The sequence below is a fragment of the uncultured Methanobrevibacter sp. genome (assembly GCF_947169325.1).
Taxonomy (GTDB): Archaea; Methanobacteriota; Methanobacteria; order Methanobacteriales; family Methanobacteriaceae; genus Methanocatella.
The window spans coordinates 1-4,871 of the sequence record NZ_CAMVPN010000123.1 but is presented as its reverse complement, the minus strand read 5'-3'; the positions used below and the strand labels follow the sequence as shown (position 1 = coordinate 4,871).

The 4,871-nt window shown below is 34.9% G+C and carries 6 protein-coding genes; all 6 read left to right on the top strand.

What is annotated here, in order from left to right; genetic code table 11:
* Positions 1 to 320: nucleoside-diphosphate kinase (locus tag Q0W26_RS11390; RefSeq protein WP_298525504.1), on the top strand; the 320-nt coding region annotated here is incomplete at its 5' end.
* 36 nt (positions 321 to 356) lie between these two features.
* Positions 357 to 2,147 (top strand): translation initiation factor IF-2, encoded by a 1,791-nt coding sequence (gene infB / locus Q0W26_RS11385; protein WP_298525501.1) that lies wholly within the window; start codon positions 357 to 359, stop codon positions 2,145 to 2,147.
* 35 nt (positions 2,148 to 2,182) lie between these two features.
* Positions 2,183 to 2,566 (top strand): 30S ribosomal protein S6e, encoded by a 384-nt coding sequence (locus tag Q0W26_RS11380; protein WP_298525498.1) that lies wholly within the window; start codon positions 2,183 to 2,185, stop codon positions 2,564 to 2,566.
* Between the two features lie 63 nt (positions 2,567 to 2,629).
* Positions 2,630 to 3,844 (top strand): translation initiation factor IF-2 subunit gamma, encoded by a 1,215-nt coding sequence (locus tag Q0W26_RS11375; RefSeq protein WP_298525496.1) that lies wholly within the window; start codon positions 2,630 to 2,632, stop codon positions 3,842 to 3,844.
* A gap of 10 nt (positions 3,845 to 3,854) precedes the next feature.
* Positions 3,855 to 4,247 (top strand): PIN domain-containing protein, encoded by a 393-nt coding sequence (locus Q0W26_RS11370; protein ID WP_298525494.1) that lies wholly within the window; start codon positions 3,855 to 3,857, stop codon positions 4,245 to 4,247.
* Between the two features lie 36 nt (positions 4,248 to 4,283).
* On the top strand, positions 4,284 to 4,862 hold the full coding sequence (locus Q0W26_RS11365; protein ID WP_298525491.1) for a DNA-directed RNA polymerase: 579 nt from the start codon (positions 4,284 to 4,286) through the stop codon (positions 4,860 to 4,862).
* The last annotated feature ends 9 nt before the right edge of the window (positions 4,863 to 4,871 follow it).

Below are 4,871 nucleotides of genomic sequence, written 5' to 3'. Positions count from 1 at the left end.
TAGCTAAAACTCATTATGGAGAACATGCTGAAAAACCATTTTTCCCAAGTTTAGTAGAATACATCACTTCATCCCCATCATTAGCTATGGTAATTGAAGGAGAAGAAGCTATTACTACTATTAGGAAATTAGTTGGTGCAACAAATCCTTTAGAAGCAGATCTTGGAACTATTAGAGGAGACTTTGGTATGGATACCGGTAGAAACATTATTCATGCTTCAGACGCTCCTGAATCTGCAGAAAGAGAAATTGCTCTTTTCTTTAACGAAGATGAAATTTGCGATTATAAAATCGTTGACAATGATTTAATTTACGAATAGATTTAAATTTAGAAATTTATTATAAAAAAAGATACTATGAAAATCAGATCCCCGATTGTATCAGTTTTGGGTCATGTGGACCATGGAAAAACAACACTCCTAGATTATATTAGAGGCAGTACCATAGCCGATAGGGAAGCTGGGGGTATTACTCAACATATTGGTGCTACTGAAATTCCAAACGATACCATTGAAGAAATCTGTGGAAATTTTATATCCAGATTAACTATCAAGGATTTAATTCCAGGTTTGTTTTTCATTGATACTCCAGGTCACGCAGCATTCACCAGTTTAAGGAAACGTGGTGGAGCTTTGGCAGATTTAGCAGTATTGATTCTTGACATTAATGAAGGTTTTAAACCGCAAACCTATGAGGCTTTAAACATTCTCAAGATGTATAAGACTCCTTTTATAGTAGTTGCCAACAAGATTGACATGATTTTTGGTTGGGAACCACATGAAGGGGCTTCTTTTAAGGAATCTTTCAGTCAACAGGCTCCTAGTGTTCAACAGGAAGTTGACCTTAAGGTTTATGAAATTGTAGGTACACTTCACAAGGAAGGTTTCCAGTCTGAAAGATTTGACAGAATCAGTAATTTCGCTTCCCAGATTACTATCATTCCAATTAGTGCAAGAACTGGTGAAGGAATTATTGAAGTTTTAGCAATGCTTTTAGGTTTGGCTCAGGAATATTTGACTGCTCAACTCGAAATCAATGAAGACGCTCCTGCTAAAGGTACTGTTCTGGAAATCAAAGAAGAAACAGGATTAGGCCTAACTATTGATAGTATCATTTATGATGGTGTTTTACGGACTAATGACGAAATCGCTTTAATGACTTCTTCAAACGAAGTCTTAACAACAAAAATCAGATCCATTTTAAGGCCGCTTCCACTGGAAGAGATGAGGGATTCTAAAAAGAAATTCCAAAAGTTCGATGAGGTAGTTGCAGCAGCAGGTATCAAAATCGCAGCTCCTAATTTGGATGATGTTGTTTCAGGATCTCCGCTTAGGGTTTTAAGTGAAGACGAAAATGTTGAAGAGGAAATCTTAAAGGAAATTGAAGACATTACCATCAGCACTGAAGATGAGGGTGTCTTGGTTAAAGCGGATACATTAGGTTCACTTGAAGCTATTGTTAAGCTGTTAAGGGAATTGGAAATTCCTATTCGTGAAGCAAACATCGGTGATGTTAATCGTAGAGATATAATCAATTCATCAATCGCTTTAAAAGAAAATGATGAACATGGTGCAATCATTGCTTTTAATGTTGATGTTCATCCTAATTCTCAAGAGGATCTTAACAAATCTGATGTTAAGCTCTTTAAGGGTGATGTAATCTATCAGATTATTGAAGATTATGAAGCATGGATTGACGAAATGGAGCAAGCCAAGAAGAAAGCATTTTACGATGCTATCATTAAGCCTGCAAAATTCATGTCTTTACCAAAACTCGTTTTCCGTCAAAGTAAACCTGCTATTATTGGAATTGAATCAATTAGCGGTACTGTAAAACAGGGTCAGACATTGATTAACAAAAATGGAGAATATGTTGGTGTTATAGCCAGTATGGAAGATAAGGGTGAAACATTACCTAGCATTCCAAGAGGTCAAAGGGTGGCTATGGCAATTAAGGATGCTGTTGTCGGAAAGCATTTTGAAGAAGGGGATGAATTATATGTTGATATCCCTGAAAAACATTACAAATTCATTGAAAGGGAATTTAAGGAAAAATTAACTGAAGATGAATATGAAACTTTATATGAATTTTTAGAGATTAAACGTAAACAAGACCCTGATTGGGGTAAATTTGGTCTTTTTGAATAATAAATTTGGGTTATTAAAAATTAAGGAGGAATACCATGGCATTCAAAGTAGTTGTGTCTGAAAAAGCTGAATCTTATCAAGTTGAAATCGATGAAACTAAAGCTTTCAATGGATTAGTTATCGGTGATGAATTTGATGGTGGACTTGTTGGCTTAGACGGTTACACTTTAAAAATTACTGGTGGTAGTGACAAAAACGGTTTTACTATGAAAAAAGATGTTTCTGGTACTAGAAGAATCAAAAGTTTATTAACTGGTGGTATCGGTTATCATCCTAAAGCAGATGGTGTTAAAAGAAGAAAAACCGTAAGAGGAAACACTATTGCTGAAGATATTGTACAAATCAACACTGTAGTTACAAAAGCTGGAAGCAAATCAATAGCTGATATTCTTGGTGCTGGTGAAGAAGAGGAAGAATAGTTTAACTATTTTTCTTATTTTACTTTTAAGTTGAATTAAATTTATTAAAAAAGGTGGTTATCTGTGAACGTACAGTCAGATGTTAACATAGGTTTAGTTGGTCATGTAGACCACGGTAAGACTACTCTTACCAAAGCATTATCAGGAGTATGGACTGATACCCACAGTGAGGAAACAAAAAGAGGTATTTCTATCCGTTTAGGTTATGCAGACATTGAATTCAGAAAATGTCCTAAATGCGGAGAACCTGAATGTTATACTACTTCTGAAACTTGTGAAATCTGTGGCAGTGAAACTGAATTGATTAGAAAAGTATCATTTGTTGATGCTCCAGGTCACGAAACTCTTATGGCAACTATGTTATCTGGTGCTGCAATTATGGATGGTGCAGTGTTGGTAATTGCTGCAAATGAGTCTTGTCCACAACCACAAACTAAAGAGCATCTCATGGCGCTTGATGTAATCGGCGTTAAGGATGTTATCGTAGTTCAAAACAAGATTGATATTGTTTCAAAAGAAAGAGCTATTGAAAGTTATAATGAAATTAAGGAATTTGTTAAAGGTACTTGCGCTGAAGATGCTTTAATAATACCTGTATCTGCTCAACAAGGTGCAAATGTAGATATCTTAATTGAAGCAATGCTTAAGCAAATTCAACCTCCGGAAAGAAATGTCGATGATACTGCTTTAATGCATGTAGCAAGATCATTTGACATTAACAAACCAGGTTCCGGTGCTGATAAGATTAAGGGAGGAGTCATAGGAGGTACTTTAATTCAAGGTACTTTCAAATTAGGGGATACCATTGAAATTAGGCCTGGACCTACTAACGATGGTGAAAGACTCACTTTAAAATCTGAAATTATCGGCCTTGAAGCCAACGGAGAGCAAGTTGAAGAAATAGGTCCTGGCGGACTTGTAGGTATTGCAACCAAATTGGATCCTTCATTAACTAAATCAGATTCTTTATCAGGTACTGTTGCCGGTGAAGAAGGTACATTGCCTGATGTATTGGATGCATTTAGTATGGAAGCTAATTTGCTTGACCGTGTTGTAGGTACTAAAGAAGAAAGTGATGTTACTCCAATCAAGATTAAAGAGCCGTTAATGATTAACTGTGGTACTACAACAACTATTGGTGTTGTCACATCCGCAAAGAAAAATGATGTTGATGTTACTCTTAAATTGCCGGTTTGTGCAAGTCCTGGAGACAGGGTTGCTTTAAGTCGTAGAGTTGGAGCCCGTTGGAGATTGATAGGTTACGGTATTATTAAATAGAGGGCATATGATGGACTCTAAAGAAGTTGTAATAGATACCAATTTTTTTATGGTTCCTTTTCAGTTCAATGTTGATATAATCACTGAACTTGAAAAAATATTACCTTCTTATAAATTAACTACTCCAAGCTTTGTTATCAATGAATTGAAGGGTTTGAAAAAAAATAATAAAGGAAAAACAAGGTTGAATGCAAATTTGGCTTTGAAATTAGCTAATTCTTCAAAAATTGAAATAAAGGATATTTCATTATTAGAAAATGAAACTGTGGATGACGCGTTACTTAGAGTTTCAGAAGTTTTAGCTACAAATGACATTGAATTGAAAAATCGTGCAAAAGATAAAGGAATAACAGTTGCATATTTAAGGCAAAAAAAATATATTGCTGTTGAAGGTAAAATATAATATTAATTAAACTTATTAATAAAATGAGGGATTATTTTGTATTATAAAACAAGAATTGAGGATACTGTAAGAATTCCACCTTACAAGTTTGAAAGTCCTCTTGAAGAAGTCGCTATCGAAACTCTAAACGAAACTTATGAGGGTCGTTTAGACAAAAAACTTGGTTTACTTATCTGCGTTAACAATATTGTTGAAATTAGTGAAGGTAGACTCATTATGGGTGATGGAGCTTCATATCATAATGTTGTCTTTGAAGCAATTTTCTTCAAACCTGAACAACATGAAATCTTTGATGGTGAAGTAATCGATATTGTTGATTATGGTGCTTTTGTAAGGATTGGTCCTATGGACGGTTTAATACATGTTTCCCAAGTAACTGATGACTATATTAATTATGATGCTAAAAGAGGAGCATTGCTTGCTAAAGAATCCAACAAAACCTTGGATGAAGGCGACTTGGTTAGAGCTAGAGCAGTTAGCGTATCAATTAAAGACGAATCTACCAACAATATTGAAAATAACAGGAACTCAAAAATTCCTCTCACTATGAGACAAACCAATTTAGGCAGATTTGAATGGATTGAAGAAGCTAAAGAAAAAAGTAAGAAGGGTTAAGCATGAAAG